Below are 14,490 nucleotides of genomic sequence, written 5' to 3' on the forward strand. Positions count from 1 at the left end.
CGGCCTCAGCGGTCGAGTTCGCGGCGGGCGTCGAGGACGCGGTGCCAGCGGTCGTCGCTCTTGGCCCGCTGCTTCACCACCACGTCGAAGTAGTGCCGCAGCTTCTTCCCGTCGTCCGGGTTGTCCTTCAGCACCGTCCCGATCAGCTGCCGGGCGACGTGTTCACCGCCGACCTCACCGCCACCGAAGTATTCGGCGTCGAGACCGGCCGCGTACCCGACCGCGACCGCCTCCGCGGACGACATCACCGCGCTGGTCCGCTCGATCACCGTCCCCTCGGCCGTCACCCCGTCCCGTAGGTCGTGGAAGGCGGTGACCAGCAACTCCACCACGTCATCACTCAGCCGGGCCTCGACATTCGACTGGGCCAGCAACGCGGCGGTCTGCTGCTTGATCAGCCGCTCCTCCAGCCGCCGGTCGGCGATCGGCCGTACCGTCTCGAAGTTGAACCGCCGCTTCAGCGCGCTCGACATCTCGTGGACGCCACGATCGCGCAGGTTGGCCGTGGCCAATACGTTGAAACCGCGCGCCGCGAACACCGTCGACTCGGCGCCGCTGAGCTCCGGAACGTGGACGAGTTTGTCCGACAGCAGCCCGATCAGCACGTCCTGGATCTCCGGCTGGACCCGGGTGACCTCCTCGAACCGGCACACCTTGCCCTGCTCGATCGCCTGGTACATCGGTCCCTTCACCAGCGCACGCTGGGTCGGTCCCTCGGCGAGCAGCAGCGCGTAGTTCCAGGAATAGGTGATCTGGTCCTCGGTCGTTCCCGACGTGCCCTGGACGGTGCAGGTCGAGTCACTGCCGATCGCGGCCGCGAACAGCTCCGACAGCATCGACTTCGCCGTCCCCGGCTCGCCGACCAGCAGCAGCCCACGGTTGCTCATCAGCGTCACCACACAGCGATCGATCAGTGCGTCGTCGCCGTAGAACTTCTGCTGTACGCCGAGCTCGTGGTCGCCGAGTACGAAGGTCCGGACCGCCCGCGGGGAGAGGTTCCAGCCTTCCGGCCGTGGTCCGGTGTCCGCGGCGGCCAGCCGGGTCAGCTCGTCGGCGTACACCTCTTCCGCGGGCGCCCGCAGGATCGTTGCCTTGTGCATCAGTACTCCGACTTCTTCTCCCAGTCCGGGTCGTACCCGGAGCCGTCCGACGCCATCAGCCGGAGATCGTTGTACGCCTCGGACAGCAGCACGGCCGGTACGTCGGCGAGCCGCAGCATCGTGACGGCCCCACTCTCGCCCGGACGGCTCTGCCGGAAGCCGACCGCTCTCAGCGCGACCGTCCGGTTCTGCTCCGGCAGCGGGTTCCCGGTGAAGCTGACGACGATCGTCAGCCCCAGCGTCGGGAAGCGCTTCTCGTACTCGTAGAACCAGCCGCCGTCCTCGGTGCCGCCGCGGGTGTAGCCGAGTTTCCCGGCCCGTCCGCGGAGCGCGAACGCCTCCAGCAGATGCCCTTCGAAGTCCCGCAGCCAGTTGTCGTCCGCACGGTCCGGCGGCAACCCGAAGGTGCCCTTGCCGAACTGCTGGAACAGCGGCACGACCTCGTAGTCGTCCAGGTGCTGCTGCCAACTGCGCACCGTCTCCTCGTCGAGCAGGCTGTCGTGTGCGATCGCGATCTCGGTGTCGTCGGCCAGCTTCACCGGGCTGTCGTCCACGTCGGTCAGCGTCCCGTCGTCGAGCGGCCGGAACACGACCTCGCCGTCGGCCACCCAGGCGAGTCGCTGGGTCAGGTACCGCACGATCGGATGGCCGTTGAGGTACCGCTCCCAGTCGTCTGCCGGCCACGTCCGCTCAGTGCACAGAGCTTCGTACAAGCGCTCGGTCTGCAACTGGACGACCGCCTTCAACTCCCGTTTCGCAGCGGTGAGCGCCTTCTTGGCGTCCTTGACCGCTGCCTCGTCGTCGGACTGTCGCGGCGCCGGCAGCGCTTTGATCCTCTTGTCCTCCGGGGACCGCAGCTCGATGGTGAGATCCGGTCGCAGCACGGCGGTGAACACGCGGTCGCCGTAGCTGAGCTCGATGTGGCCGTCCGGGTCGAACCCGGCGACCGGGATGGTCCGGTCGGCGAGCTCGCTCAGGGTCCAGCCCTTCCGCTCGGCCAAAGCCTCGGCCTGCCGGGTCGCCTCCTCCTGGAAGCTCTTCGTCCGGAACCGGGATCCAACCGACAGCATCAGCTGCGTCGCACTCGGGTGATCGATCCAGGCCAGCATCGCGATCAGGGCCTTGCCCTGCGCGGCCCGGGTGCCGTACCACTCCTTCAGATACCTGCCGACCGGAGCTGCGGCTCGCTCACCAGCGCAGGCGGCGACCACCGCCAGCAGGCCCTTGGACGCTGTCGCCGAGCCGGCCGGCTGCCGGGCGAACCCGGGCAGCAGGCGGGCGACGATCTCCTGCTCGCTCATGCCGAGCATCGGATCGCCCTGGTAGTACTGCGGGTTGCTGTTCATGTACGGGTGCAGCCAAGCGGCCTGTTGCTCGGCGAGCTTCAGCGCCTCGTCCATCGGGATCGGGGTGGTGTCATGGGCCAGCCAAGCCTCGAGCAGATGCTGACCGAGCTCCTCCCGTTCACTCGACACGAACAGGCCGCAGTACTTGCGGAGCAGGGCATTCGGCTCGGGTGACTTCGCCCTGACCGATTGGGCGATCAGGAACCGCAAGATCGGCAGTTGAACGGCCTCACCCGAGTCCGCCCAGTGCACAGGCGGCAGGCCCTCCCAGTGCAGCCACTCCAGGCCCTTCGGAAGCCCCTTGGCCAGTGCGGTCTCGGCCTGCTTCGCCAACCCGGCGCGGTCGACGTACTTCTCCACCGGCAGCCCGTAGGCCTGCAGAGCGTCCAGCAGCGCGCCCTTGGTGACGTCGTTCTTCTCCTTGGCCACTGCGGCTTCCAGCGCTGGTACGGCGGACTCGTACCGCAGCCGTTGCAGCCACTGAGCGGCGTTCGTCCGGGTATCCGCCTTGCCGTCGGTGAGCGCGGCGACGATGCGGTCCTCGACCCCCTTCGCCCGCACCAAGATGTCCTGTGCGTCCCGCCGCGAGGTCTTACGCGGACCGAGCGCGACGCCGAACAGCGCGTCGACCGCGTCCTGCGGCAACGCCGGCAGCATCGCCAGGGCACGGAACGGCGCCTTGTCGTCGGTGTACCAATCGCTCGACGCGGTGGTGAGCAGCTCGAGGAACTGAGGCAACGCGTACTGGACGAACGGGGCAACGGCTTCCTCCGGCCAATCGTCGCCGAGCCCGCCGTACGTGCGTTTGAACCTGTCCGCGATCACGGCGCGGCCATCCACACCCAGCGTCTCCAACAGCACCGCCAGCTCCAGGAGCGTCGGGTGTCCGGTGTCCTTGAACAGCTCGTCGAAGATGCGAGCTACGTCGCCCGGCATCTCGCCCAAGCGGTTCACCAGAGTGCCGCATCGAGCCAGTAGGACGGTCGTCACGACCGGTCCCAGCGCCGCGGCGTGCCGACTGAGCGTCCAATGGGCCCAGTACTCCGACACCCCGTCGTCGGGGGCGACGACACCGACGGGCTGTCCGGTCTCCAGCGTCTCGAGCACGGCCTGCAGATCGTCATCGCTCAGCCCGGTGCGCAGGCCGAATCGACGGGCCTGGGACACCATGTGACCCGGTATCTGCTGCGCCACGATGCTCTGCAGCCGCTCGCGGATGTCGTCGGTCAGCGGAACGCGCAGGTCGACGACCGGAAGGTCCAGCGGCGGAAGCTCGTCTGCGACGGTCGCGGTGTTCCAGTCCTTCAGCAGGTCACGGACGCTCGCCGCCCGATCGGCCGCGGCACACTCCTCGGCCCAGCTACGCAGCTCCGGGCTGTCGGACGCCCACAGCAGCTTCAAGGCATGCAGTCGTTGCTCGGGTTTGCCGCTCGCCGCCAACTGTCGCAGCTCGGCCATGACGCCAGGCCCTGCGAGCAGCGGTCGGGCGTCCTTGCGAACCTGCTGACTGGACGACGTGAGGATACGGGCGATCTCCGGTGCGAACCCGGTCAGCGTCTCGGCGGTCAGCGGAAGCAGCATCGCAAGCACCGACTGCTGGTCCGCGACCTTGTCGACCGAGATCGCCGCCCGGATCGCCTCGGTGTGCCGGTGCACCGCGTCGTCGTACCCGGCCAGCTTCTGGATGAGCTCGCGCCGGCAGTCCGACACATAGCCGATCGAGGTGGTCCGACCGATGGTGAAGGCCATGGTCAGCAGGGCCGACGGCTCGAGGCCGTCGGCAACGAGTAGTTCCTCGAAGCGCGCGTGGTCGAGGGCGTGGAGCGGCAGCGACATCGTGTTGTACTGATCGGTGAAGACGTTCCCGAGCTGAAGAATCAGCGCCTCGGGCCACAGTCGCCCGCCGACCCGATCGAGCTGGACCCACTGAAGTCCACCGGCCATGCATGCGCCGAGCACCCGTGCCCAGCGGCCGAGCACCTCGAGCGGCAACCGCGGCCAGCCTCGGACAACTGCAGGCAGGGCTCGCGTCGCCGCTGTTCGTTCGTAGTGGGGATGCAGAAGTGCCAGCTTCAGAGCGTCGTCGGGGTCGCCCAACCCAGCCAGCGCGGACTCGGGCGCGCCGGTCAGCACGTAGTCCGCGACCCTCTCGGGCAACGCGGCATTCCGGTCAGCGAGCGACTCCAGCGCCGCTCGCAACACCTGCTCCAGCTCCGCCGGAACCGCCGTCGTTTCGGTCATGTCCCCACCCCCAGCTCGTCGAGTCCCGAAAGCTACCTGCCCCCGCCGACAGTCCTCCGCGAACGCCTCAGTGTGCCATCGCCCCAGGCCTAAATGAGGAGCGCCGGCGGCCCTGAATCGGACAGAGTAGAGCGATGGGTGATGTGAGCGAACGTGTTTGGGCGCGGTTGCCGGAAGGCAGCCGGGAGGCGTTGGTCGACGGGTTGAGTCCGTCGGATCTGCAGTCGGTGCTGCTGGATGTGAGTCGGGAGCGGGCCGCGAAGGTGACGCCGGCGCGGCTGCTGCAGCGGTGGCAGCAGGACCGGTTCGTGCAGCCGTCGCCGACCGATCCGCGGCAGCTCGTGAAGACCCAGCAGCGGCTGTGGGAGGCGCTGCCGGAGCGGTTCGCGGGTGTCGAGTTGTCTCCGGTGACACCGCTCGGCACGTCTTCGGTCGTCTCGAACATCAATCAGCACCAGGTGCTCAGCACGATCCGCAGTACCGAGGTCGCCAGCGATCCCACCAACGAGCTCGCGCTCGAGGCCGCCGTACGACGTCGTGCCGGTCAGGCGCGGGTGGATCTGGCCACCTGCCAGCGGGTCGTCCGGGCTCAGGCCGTCGAGGGGCCGGGGATGTTCGCGCACTTCCAGCTGTTCGTGCTGGTGTCGAGTGCGCGGGACACCGGCTCAGGCCGGACCGAGGCCGAGCTGCTGATCGATCACCTGCGTTTCTGGCACGACGTACTGGGCGACGGCGCCGAGCTCAGCTTCACCACGTTCACGCCGTCGGCTGTGCGGGAGCGGATCGACGACACCGTCCGCCCGGCGCTGAAGACCGACCTCGTCGAGGACACCGAGCGGACCAAGAGCGCGAACTACTACTCCGGTACGGCGCTGGGCATCGGCTGCGACGGTGCAGATCTGGGCGACGGCGGCTTCACCACGTGGACCGCGGACCTGCTCGGCGACGCGAAGGAACGCTGCCTGACCTCCTGCATCTCGACCGAGCGGCTGACGGCTATCTCAGCTTGAGCAAACCCGCATCGGTGGGCCGGAATCCACAGGCCTCGAGGTAGAAGGCGGTCAGGTGTGGCTCGAAGTCGACATGCAGCCACTCACACAGGGCCGCCTTCGCCTCATCCGCCGCAGCCAGCACCAGCCGCTTCCCTATGCCCTGCCGCCCATGATCCGGGTGTACGGCGGTATCGAGCACGAACGCATGCGCGCCACCGTCCCAGCACACCTGCACGAACCCGACCAACCGATCGTTGCTGAAGGCCCCCACCCACGTCAGCGCCCACCGCTCCAACCGCGCACCCCACGCCTGCACTTCAACCGCACCCCCAAACGCGGCAGCGTGCAACGCCGACAACTCCCGATCATCAACCGGGAACCGCACTCGGATGTCGGTCACGCTGCCTCCGTGCTGATCAGGATGACTGTGCTGTTGGGGGTGAGGTGCAGGCGGTTGCGGGCTGCGCGGAGGCCGGCGAGGGTGGCGGCGCCGCTGGGGCCTGAGGAGATGCCGGCTGCGTGCAGGTCGTCCACCGCACGGAGAGCATCGTCGTCTTCGACTGTCACCGAGTAGTCGAGGCCGGAGCGGAGTACGGGCAAGGCGAGGGTGGAGGCCGTACCGCAGTTCAGGCCGGCCATGACTGTCTTGCCGGTGGGGACGGTGACCAGCTCGCCGGCCAGCAGGCTTGTGGTGACGCAGGAGGCGGTGGCAGGTTCTACGCCGAGTAGAGCGGGTGCGGACGAGCCGCTGCGGTAGTGGGTGACGGCAGCCTGGGCTATCGAGCCCACACCCATTGGTACGACGACCAGGTCGGGCTGTACGTCGATCTCCCGGAACAGAGTGGAGTAGCCGTCGACGATGTGCTGTGGCACCACCTCGTACCCAGGCCACGCGGAGTCCTGGATCAACAGCCGGTCGTCCACCGCGTACGACGCTGCCTCGGCGACCGCGGCGTCGTACGAGTCCGGTACGACGGTCACCGTCGCACCCTCGGAGCGGATCGCGTCGATCGCCGCGTCGCTCACAACGTCGGGGATGAACACGTGAGACGGCAGACCGAGCATGGCGGCCCGGCGAGCGACCGCCCGGCCGTGGTTGCCGTCGGTCGCGGTGACGAGCTCCACCGGTCCCGGGTGATCCTGCAGCGTGCGGTGGATCGCCCACCACGCGCCGAGCGCCTTGAAGGCGGGCAGGCCGAGCCGCTGCGACTCGTCCTTCACCAGGACCCGCCCGACACCCAGCTCCGCCGCCAGCGACGGGACAGGTGTCAGCGGCGTCGGGCGGTAGCCGGGCAGGCTCTGGTGGAACGCCAGCACCTCGGCCGGCGCAGGCGTCGTACGCCAGGCCCGCGCGGCCGGGTTGTCATACCAACGCACCAGCTAGGCGACGAGGCAGAAAGCCTGGGCCGAGCCGGAGTACGCGCGCGGGGACGAGGTGATCCGCTGCGGCCCCGACTCCTCGACGCGGATCGCGGCGGTCTGGAGGCGGATCGGCAGCGTGGCCCGGACCGCGGTGGCCAGGTCGAACTGCACCTCGGCCAGCAGGTCGGTCAGCTCGAGGTCCAGCGCACGGCAGATCGCGGCGAGGATCTCGGACGACGGTTCCTTGCGGCCGCGCTCGATCTCGGACAGGTAGGGGACCGACACTTGAGCCAGCTCGGCGAGCTCGCGCAGGGTGATCCCCCGCTCGCGCCGCAGCCGGCGGAAGACGTTCCCGATCACCTGGCGTAGCAACACGACTGGCCCTCCTCGCCTCCGGATGTCCTGTACCGAGTGTGCCATCCCGCCGAGGTCTGCGGTGGGCAGATCTGCCACGGGCAGATTCCCGGGCACTTCCGGAGCGTGGCGCGCAGGCTGGACGGCATGAGTGAGTTTCAGCTTCCGAACAACCTGGACGCCCACATCTACCAGCGTCTGCTCTGGCAGCGCATCCTCGTCCTCGGCGACGAGATCAAGGACGAGAACGCCAACGCCCTGTGCGCCCAGCTGATCCTGCTGAACGCCGAGGACCCGAAGGCGGACATCTCGCTCTACATCAACTCCCCCGGCGGCTCGGTGTCGGCCGGGCTGGCGATCTACGACACGATGAGCTTCATCAGCAACGACGTGGCGACGTACGCGATGGGCATGGTCGCATCGATGGGTCAGGTGTTGCTGACCTGCGGGGCACCCGGCAAGCGGTTCGCGCTGCCGCACGCGCGGATCATGATGCACCAGCCGACCGGCGGGATGGGCGGTACGGCGTCCGACATCAAGACCCAGGCGGAGCAGGCGATCAAGGCGCGGGCGGACCTGGCGCAGTTGATCAGCCAGCGGACCGGTCAGTCGGTGGACCGGATCGAGACCGACTTCGACCGCGACCGCTGGTTCACCGCGGAGGCGGCGCTCGACTACGGGATCATCGATCGGGTTCTCAGCCGTCCCACGCCGGTGGCGGCCTGACGGTTCAGACCTGGGCGAGCGCCTGGGCCAGGTCGCTGGTCAGGTCTTCGGGGTCTTCCAGGCCAAGGCTCAAACGGAGCAGGCCGTCGGACGGCTTGGCTTCGGGTGCGACCAATCGGTGGGTGAGTGCGGCGGGGTGCTGGATCAGGGTGTCCACACCACCGAGCGACACCGCGTGCGTGATGAGCTTCAGCTCACCGGCTACCCGTGCCGCGGCGTCGTACCCGCCGGCGACAGTGAATGCCAGTACTGCGCCCGGTCCGGCCTGCTGGCGGCCGATCAGCTCCTGCGGGTCCGACAGGCCCGGGTAGTACACCGTCTCCACAGCGGGCTGGGCGCTCAGCCAGTCCGCCACCTTCATAGCGGTCGCCTGCTGCGCCCGCACTCGCACCGGCAGCGTCTGCAGTCCCCTGTGCAGTTCGTACGCCGCCAACGGGTGCAGCAGGCCACCGGTCACAGCCCGGATCTGGCGGAGCCGGGTGATCCATTCCACGCCGGCCGCGACGACGCCGCCCATGACGTCGCCGTGGCCGCCGAGGTACTTGGTTGCCGAGTGCAGCACCAGGCTCGCCCCGTGACGAGCCGGCTGCTGCAGGACCGGCGTCGCGAACGTGTTGTCCACAAGCACCGGTACGTCTCCCGCCTGCCGAGCGACCGCGGCGATGTCCACCAGCTGCACGGTCGGGTTGGCCGGCGTCTCCACGATCACCAGCCCGGTCTCCGGCCGGATCGCCGCCGCGACCTCGGTCGCCTTCGCCCAGCTGACCGTCGTACCCAGGAGGCCTGTGGACAACAGGTGGTCCGAGCCTCCGTACAGCGGGCGTACGGCGACCACGTGGGGGCGGCCGGCCGCGACGGTGGCGAGCAGGCAGGCGGTGAGCGCGGCCATGCCGGAGCCGAAGGCGACCGCGCCGTCGGTGTGCTCGAGCTCCGCGAGGGCGTCCTCGAACCGGGCGACGGTCGGGTTCCACAGGCGCTGGTAGACGAGGCTGCCGCCATCCGGGCCGTTGCCCTGGGTCAGTTCGTCGTACGACGTCCCACCGGCGGCCACACCGGGCAGCGGGTAGGTGGTGGACAGGTCGATCGGCGGGACGTGCACGCCGAGCGCGGTCAGGTCGTCACGGCCGGCGTGCACCGACCGGGTGTCGAGCTGGGTCATGCCTGCCTCCTCGGCTGCTCAGGGCTGCTGGGCGATGAGGATGGAATCTTCTGCGGATTTACCGCAAGAGTTCCGAAGAAAATTCATCCACAGGCTCATCCACATGCTGTGGATTCTGTGGAGGACATCTACAGTGAGGTCATGCCGAAGGATCGTCGGACGCCTGGACCGGCCCCGCGGGCGGCGCCGGGCACCGGGCCCGGCGGGCTCGACGAGGTCGATCGGGAGCTGGTCCGGCTGCTGGCCGCCGATGGCCGGATGGCGAACAACGCGCTCGCGGAGGCGACCGGGATCGCACCGTCGACCTGCCTGATGCGGGTCCGGTCGCTGCGCGAGCGCGGGGTGATCAAGGGCTTCCACGCCGACGTGGACCTGGGCGCGCTGGGGCAGCCGTTGCAGGCGCTGGTGGCGGTGCGGATCGGGGCGCACTCGCGCGACGAGATCAACCGGTTCCGGACGAAGGTGCCGGAGCTACCGGGGGTGCTGTCGCTGTTCCATGTCAGCGGGGCGAACGACTACCTGTTGCACGTGTCGGCGGCGTCGCCGGACGCGCTGCGTGAGTTCGTGCTGGATCATCTGACCGCTGATCCAGCCGTGGTGCATGCCGAGACGAGTCTGATCTTCGAGCACGTCCGCGGCGGGGTGACTAACGGGGCTTGAGACCCCAGACCGCCGCCAACTGGCGGAAGGAGTCACGGCGCTCGGCCGGGCTGTGGATATTTGTGGTGATGATCAGTTCGTCGGCGTCCGCTGCCTTGGCGCGACGGGACAGGTCCGCGGCGACCTGATCGGGCGTGCCGACGGAGACCAGGCCGGACCACTCCTCGACGGCGGCGCGTTCCGCATCACTCCACGGGTAGGCGGCCGCTTCCTCGGGCGACGGCAGCGGGCCGGGGCGTCCGGAGCGGAGGCGAAGCATCGAGAGGGCGTTGGCCTGAGCCAACTCCTGCGCACGTTCTTCCGTGTCGGCGACGATCGCGGCCAGCGCGAGGATGACGTGCGGGTCCGACTGGTGGTCCGAGGGCTGGAAGTTCTCCCGGTACGACGCGATCACGCCGGCCGGGTCCAGGGTGCCGAAGTGACCGGCGTACGCGAAGCCCGTCCCCAGTGCGGCTGCGGCCTGACCGCCGTATGTGCTGGAACCGAGGATCCAGACCGGCGGCAGCGGTACGTCGTCCGGTTGCGCTGAGATCGGCGCGAACGGGTGGCCGGCCGGGAAGCCTTCGGCGTACGCGCGGAGTTCAGCGTACTGCTCGGGGAAGTCGTCGGCACCGAGTGCCTCCCGGCTGCGGCGCAGGGCCAGCGCGGTCCGCTGGTCGGTGCCGGGTGCACGGCCGATACCCAGGTCGATGCGACCGGGGTGCAGACCGGCCAGCACGCGGAACGTCTCGGCGACCTTCAGCGGTGAGTGGTTCGGCAGCATGATGCCGCCCGAGCCGACGCGGATGCTCGAGGTGGCGGCGGCAACGGCCGCGATCATCACCTCGGGACTCGAGCTGACCACGCTCGGGATGTTGTGATGCTCCGCCAGCCAGTAGCGGTGGTACCCGGCGGCCTCGGCGGTCCGGGCCAGTTCGAGGGTCTCGTGCAGCGCCTGGGACGGACGCGAACCCGTCGGCACCGGCGAGAGATCGAGCACGGACAGGGGCATCGGTTCGGCGCTCACGTTGAACCAGCAACCGCGCCCGGCCGCAGCCTATTCCGGGTACGGCGTTTGTTCGCGCGCGTCGCGCAGTGGTCTGGCCCACCACGCGAGCTGATGAAGCAACGCGGAGGCGGCGGCCGGGGTGGTCGGGTCGATCGGCTCGCCGTCAGCGGTGAAGTCGGTCTCGTGGAAGCCGAGGGTGTCGCGAATCGTGACCGCGTGCAGCTCGCCGAAGACCAGCCGGAGTTGCTCGGCGGCGCGCAGTCCGCCCGATCGGCCGCCGTACACGACGAAGGCGATCGGCTTCCCGTACCAGGGCCGGCGGACCGCATCGATCGCGGTCTTGAGGTCGCCCGGGTAGGCGTGGTTGTACTCGGCGGTGACGATCACCGCAGCATCGGCTTCACCGATCCGGGCTCGGAGAGCATCGGGCGGTACGGCGCTCAGGTCGATCAGATCGAGTTTGAAGTCGTCGTACCGCTCGACCTCGCGGGCGAACCAGCGGGTGACCAGAGTGCCGAAGCGACCGGCGTCGACGTTGCGGGTGAGCAGGGCCAGCCGCAGCGGATGAACGGTCACGTCGGGGACGCTAGTACCTCAACACGACTTGAGGTCAAGCCTCGTCGTGGCACGCAGTTCAGAAAATGCGGGAACCGGGATAAACTCACGGATTTGTGGCTGCGACCAGAGGAAATGCAGAAATGGTCCCCGGGAGCCAACGCGGTGCATTTTATCACAAGGGGTTGGAATTGCCGAATCCGGTCCAGGCTGAGCAGAATCACCTGACGACTTTCTACGCCGCGCTCGACGCCGAGCGCGAGCACACCGAGGGCCGCAAGCAGGACGAGCAGCTGGTCCACACCCGCAACGCCCAGGCCCTGCACCAGCGCGACGGCCGGCTCCGCGAGCTGAGCGTCCGGCTGGCCCGGCTCAACTCCGCCGAGGAGGGTCTGTACTTCGGCCGCCTGGACGCTGCCGACGGTGAGACCCTGCACCTCGGCCGGATCGGACTGCACGACGACGACTACGAACCGTTGCTGGTCGACTGGCGCGCACCGGCAGCCCGCCCGTTCTACATCGCGACCGCGGTCGCGAACGAGGGTGTGGTCCGGCGTCGCCACATCCAGACCCGGTTGCGCAAGGTGATCGACGTCCAGGACGAGCAGCTCGACCTGGAGCGGGACGCACCGGACGCGTCCAAGCCCGGCACCGGCGTGATGGGCGAGGCCGTCCTGCTGAAGGCGCTCGACGCCCGCCGGACCGGCCGGATGGAGTCGATCGTGCAGACGATCCAGGCCGACCAGGACCGGATCATCCGCTCGGAACTTCCCGGAATCCTGGTCGTCCAGGGCGGTCCGGGAACCGGTAAGACCGCGATCGCGTTGCACCGCGCCGCCTATTTGCTTTATACGCACCGTGAACAGCTGGAAAAGCGCGGAATTCTGGTCGTCGGGCCGAATCCGGCGTTCCTGCGGTTCATCGGTGAGGTGCTGCCGTCACTCGGTGAGGACGGTGTCCGGCTCGTCACCGTCGCCGAACTGTTCCCCGGCGTGACCGCGACCCGGCCGGAAGTCGCGGAGAGCGCCGAGGTGAAGGGCCGCGCGGTGATGGCCGAGGTGATCGCCAAAGCGGTCGCCGACCGGCAGTGGGTCCCCGATCGCCCGATTCACGTCACCGTCGAACAGACCGTGCTCCGGCTCGACCCTCAGGTCTGTGTCGACGCGCGCGAGCGGGCGAGACGCCGGCAGCTGACCCACAACCAGGCCCGGCCGTTCTTCCTGACCGAGATCGTCGACTTCCTGACCGACCAGTACGCCGACATCATCGGCGCCGACCCACTCGGCGGCGAGAACCTGCTCGACGAGTACGACCTCGCGGAACTGCGCAAGGAGGTCCTCGCCGAGCCGGCCGTCCAGACTCTGCTCGACCAGCTCTGGCCGCTGCTCAGCCCGCAGAAACTCCTCGAGGACCTGTACGGCGACGAGGACCGGCTGGCCCTGGCCGCGCCGCAGTTGAGCGTGCTCGATCGCGAACACCTGCTGCGGTACGGCGATGACTGGAGCCCGTCCGACGTACCGCTGCTCGACGAAGCGGCCGAGCTGCTCGGTGACGACGGGCGTGAGGCGGCTCGGGAGAAGGCGGCCCGGGCCCGGGCGATCGCTTACGCACAAGGCTCGCTGGACGTGCTGACCGGTTCGGCCTCGACCGACTTCGACGAGGACGACGAGTCGGAAGTGCTGACCGCGAAGGACATTCTCGATGCCGAGATGCTCGCGGAGCGGTACCAGGCCGAGGACGATCGGACGCTGGCCGACCGGGCCGCGGCGGATCGGCGGTGGACCTACGGGCACGTGATCGTGGACGAGGCGCAGGAGCTGACGCCGATGGCGTGGCGGGCGATCGCACGACGGTGTCCGCTGCGGTCGATGACCGTGGTCGGCGATGTCGCGCAGACCGGTGCGGTCGGCGGCGGGACGAGCTGGGAAGGCGCGCTGGGCTCCACCTTCGGCGATCGGTGGCGGTTGGCCGAGCTGACGCTCAACTACCGCACCCCGGCCGAGGTGATGGAGCTTGCCGGCGACGTACTCCGCGAGGTCGACCCACGGGCGAAGGCGCCGCGCTCGGTTCGGTCGACCGGGGTGAAGCCCTGGCACGCGGACATCGCGGCTGCCGATCAGGCGGCGTACGTCCAGAAGGTCGCCGCGGAGGAGACGCAGCACGGGCAGGTCGGCGTCATCACGTCACGCAGTCGCCTCGAGTTGGTGCAGGAGGCTGTGGCGCACCTGAGTGACGTGACGGTGCTGAACGCCGCCGGCGCCAAGGGCCTCGAGTTCGACTCGGTCCTGGTCGTCGACCCCGACGGCATCCTGATCGAGTCTCCCCGCGGTCTCCGCGATCTGTACGTCGCTCTGACCCGGTGCACCCAACGACTCGGGGTCGTCGGCCCGCTTCCCGACGTACTGCAGTCGTCCGTCGCCTGGGACGACCGGCGTTAGTGGTCGGCGCAGCACTTCTGCTGGTGCTGGAGTTCGAAAGGGATCAGTACGTCGCCGGCGGCGGGCTGGACCTGGAGGACGAGACGGCCGCCACGTCGGACTGGGCGGAGGAAGTCTCGCGTGTCGATCAGTGAGTCGTCGGTGATGGCGAGGCCGCCGACGGCTTCGAGGTGGTCGATACCGCAGCGGGTGCGGAGTTCCGCAGCCGGCAGGACGCCGTGGGCCTGTTCGTGTCCAGGCCAGCGGACCGCGCGTCCCGCCGTACCCAGGGCCGCTTCGACGGCGGCGACGTACGCGCCGCGGACGAGGTGACTCGGGCCGGCGAGTTCGGGCTCGGACGCGCCCGGGCGGGTGATCGCGAGGCCGACGGTGTGATCGGCGAAGTGGTCGCGGATGTCGTCGGCCAGGTCCGCCGCACTCATGAGCGAGACCGCCACGTGCGGGCGGTCGCCGCCTGACACCATGTGGGTGCAGGCGACGACCGGTTGGTCCACGACGTCGAGCAGGTCGTACAGCAGGTGGTCGGCCTCGGCCGTGTCCCGGCTGTCCGCGTCGATCGCGATGATCAT

At 69.1% G+C, this 14,490-nt stretch carries 13 protein-coding genes; 4 read left to right on the plus strand and 9 right to left on the minus strand.

Going from position 1 to position 14,490, the window contains the following annotated elements:
* Positions 1-5: 5 nt before the first annotated feature.
* Positions 6-1,100: an AAA family ATPase gene (locus tag ACGFIF_RS34620; RefSeq protein ID WP_393160316.1), complete on the minus strand. Its 1,095-nt coding sequence runs from the start codon at positions 1,098-1,100 to the stop codon at positions 6-8.
* On the minus strand, positions 1,100-4,687 hold the full coding sequence (locus tag ACGFIF_RS34625; protein ID WP_393160317.1) for a DUF4132 domain-containing protein: 3,588 nt from the start codon (positions 4,685-4,687) through the stop codon (positions 1,100-1,102). The genes ACGFIF_RS34620 and ACGFIF_RS34625 overlap by 1 nt, the downstream gene beginning before the upstream one ends.
* 134 nt (positions 4,688-4,821) lie before the next feature.
* Between ACGFIF_RS34625 and ACGFIF_RS34630 the strand changes: the two genes are divergently transcribed.
* Positions 4,822-5,697, plus strand: a complete 876-nt coding sequence (locus ACGFIF_RS34630) for a hypothetical protein (protein WP_393160318.1) — start codon at positions 4,822-4,824, stop codon at positions 5,695-5,697.
* On the opposite strand, the gene ACGFIF_RS34635 is transcribed toward ACGFIF_RS34630, so the two are convergent.
* From ACGFIF_RS34635 to ACGFIF_RS34645, 3 genes are read right to left on the minus strand one after another with little or no spacing between them, the layout of a single operon-like run.
* Entirely contained in the window at positions 5,684-6,079 is a 396-nt protein-coding gene (locus ACGFIF_RS34635; protein ID WP_393160319.1) for a GNAT family N-acetyltransferase, read from the minus strand. The genes ACGFIF_RS34630 and ACGFIF_RS34635 overlap by 14 nt on opposite strands.
* Positions 6,076-7,056 (minus strand): pyridoxal-phosphate dependent enzyme, encoded by a 981-nt coding sequence (locus ACGFIF_RS34640; RefSeq protein ID WP_393160320.1) that lies wholly within the window; start codon positions 7,054-7,056, stop codon positions 6,076-6,078. The genes ACGFIF_RS34635 and ACGFIF_RS34640 overlap by 4 nt, the downstream gene beginning before the upstream one ends.
* A 3-nt stretch (positions 7,057-7,059) precedes the next feature.
* Positions 7,060-7,416 carry a helix-turn-helix domain-containing protein gene (locus ACGFIF_RS34645; protein ID WP_393160321.1) on the minus strand — a complete coding sequence of 119 codons (357 nt, stop codon included), beginning with the start codon at positions 7,414-7,416 and terminating at the stop codon, positions 7,060-7,062.
* 126 nt (positions 7,417-7,542) lie between these two features.
* Between ACGFIF_RS34645 and ACGFIF_RS34650 the strand changes: the two genes are divergently transcribed.
* Positions 7,543-8,121 carry a ClpP family protease gene (locus tag ACGFIF_RS34650; RefSeq protein WP_393160322.1) on the plus strand — a complete coding sequence of 193 codons (579 nt, stop codon included), beginning with the start codon at positions 7,543-7,545 and terminating at the stop codon, positions 8,119-8,121.
* Positions 8,122-8,125: 4 nt separating this feature from the next.
* Here ACGFIF_RS34650 and ACGFIF_RS34655 read toward each other — a convergent pair whose 3' ends face one another.
* A complete protein-coding gene (locus ACGFIF_RS34655; protein WP_393160323.1) occupies positions 8,126-9,280 on the minus strand; it encodes a trans-sulfuration enzyme family protein in 1,155 nt (384 codons plus the stop codon).
* 141 nt (positions 9,281-9,421) lie between these two features.
* Between ACGFIF_RS34655 and ACGFIF_RS34660 the strand changes: the two genes are divergently transcribed.
* Positions 9,422-9,940: an Lrp/AsnC family transcriptional regulator gene (locus tag ACGFIF_RS34660; protein WP_393160324.1), complete on the plus strand. Its 519-nt coding sequence runs from the start codon at positions 9,422-9,424 to the stop codon at positions 9,938-9,940.
* On the opposite strand, the gene ACGFIF_RS34665 is transcribed toward ACGFIF_RS34660, so the two are convergent.
* Together ACGFIF_RS34665 and ACGFIF_RS34670 are read right to left on the minus strand one after the other, a co-directional pair.
* Entirely contained in the window at positions 9,927-10,946 is a 1,020-nt protein-coding gene (locus ACGFIF_RS34665) for an LLM class flavin-dependent oxidoreductase (RefSeq protein WP_393160325.1), read from the minus strand. The two genes, ACGFIF_RS34660 and ACGFIF_RS34665, sit on opposite strands and share 14 nt — an antisense overlap.
* Before the next feature lie 30 nt (positions 10,947-10,976).
* Positions 10,977-11,504, minus strand: coding sequence for an NADPH-dependent FMN reductase (locus tag ACGFIF_RS34670; RefSeq protein WP_393160326.1), 528 nt, complete (start codon positions 11,502-11,504; stop codon positions 10,977-10,979).
* Between the two features lie 170 nt (positions 11,505-11,674).
* On the opposite strand from ACGFIF_RS34670, the gene ACGFIF_RS34675 reads away from it, so the two are divergent.
* The gene (locus tag ACGFIF_RS34675; protein WP_393160327.1) at positions 11,675-13,921 is read left to right on the plus strand and encodes a HelD family protein; all 2,247 of its coding nucleotides are present in this window, start codon (positions 11,675-11,677) and stop codon (positions 13,919-13,921) included.
* On the opposite strand, the gene ACGFIF_RS34680 is transcribed toward ACGFIF_RS34675, so the two are convergent.
* Entirely contained in the window at positions 13,918-14,490 is a 573-nt protein-coding gene (locus tag ACGFIF_RS34680; protein WP_393160328.1) for a hypothetical protein, read from the minus strand. The two genes, ACGFIF_RS34675 and ACGFIF_RS34680, sit on opposite strands and share 4 nt — an antisense overlap.

The organism is Kribbella sp. NPDC049174, assembly GCF_043197365.1.
Taxonomy (GTDB): Bacteria; Actinomycetota; Actinomycetes; order Propionibacteriales; family Kribbellaceae; genus Kribbella.